The 1,097-nt window shown below is 74.0% G+C and carries 1 protein-coding gene; it reads left to right on the top strand.

The features are described 5' to 3' along the window. A partial coding sequence (locus ACFULQ_RS49160) for an alpha/beta hydrolase family esterase (protein ID WP_383558385.1) occupies positions 1 to 951 on the top strand: 951 nt, incomplete at its 5' end. Between the last annotated feature and the right edge of the window lie 146 nt (positions 952 to 1,097).

The raw sequence follows: 1,097 nt of genomic DNA, 5'->3' as shown, positions 1-1,097 counted from the left end.
CTGTTCGCCTGTGCGACAGCCGCACTCGCCACCGCCGCGGTCATGGTGCCGTCCTCGGCAGCCGCCGAGGACGGCACCGCGAACCGCGGCTGCCGGCTGGAGCCGGGCCGCACGACCCTCACCGTCCGTTCCGGCGGACTGGACCGGGTCGTGGTGGTGTACGCGCCGCACCGCACGACGGTGAACGGCCGACTTCCCCTGGTGCTCAACCTGCACGGCAGCCAGGGCACCGCGGCCTATCAGCTGGACGGCAGCCAACTGGAGGAGACCGCCGAGAACGAGGGCTTCCTGGTGGCCGCGCCCCAGGGCGCCATGGTCGTGGGCGCCGGATACCAGTGGAACGTCCCGCACGTCACCGACGGGGACGGCCCGGACGACGAGCAGTTCCTGACCGACACCATCACGCAGCTCGTACGCACCGGCTGCGCCGACGCGGGCAGGGTCTACGCGACCGGCTACTCCGGCGGCGCCAGGATGGTGTCGCAGTACGCCTGCGACCATCCGGGCCGGGTGGCGGCGATCGCCGCCGTGGCGGGTCTGCGGGCGGGCGCTCCGACGGCGGGGGCCGACGGCGGCTTCGTACCCGACCCCAAGACCTGTACGCCCGGACGACCGGTGCCGGTCCTGTCGTTCGCCGGAACCGGCGACCAGATCAACCCGTTCGCGGGCGGCGGTGCGGCGTACTGGGGCTACGGCGCCGTCGCCGCCACGAACCGATGGGCGGCCCTCGACGGCTGCCGCCGGGAGCCCCGGGACACCCGGGTCTCCGAACACGTGACCCGCACCGACCACACCGGTTGCCGCGGGGGCGCGGACGTCACCATGTACGTCATCGAAGGGGGCGGCCACACCTGGCCGGGGGCGACCGTGCCGTGGCCGCCCGTACTGGGGACGGTCACCCAGGAGATCAGCGCGAACCAGCTGATGTGGAGCTTCTTCCAGGACCACTGACGTCCCGGAAGGCGTGGAACACACGGCGCCGCAGGGCTGTCCCTCGCGAGCCACCCGGCACCGCGGCGACGCGGCACCACCGCACCCGCCCGCGCCGGCCGGTGCGAACGGCACCCGAACGCCGTGGGGGCACCGGAGAACCCGGT

The sequence above is a fragment of the Streptomyces sp. NPDC057253 genome (assembly GCF_042669125.1).
Classification (GTDB): domain Bacteria; phylum Actinomycetota; class Actinomycetes; order Streptomycetales; family Streptomycetaceae; genus Streptomyces.
This window is presented reverse-complemented; position numbering and strand designations above follow the sequence as displayed.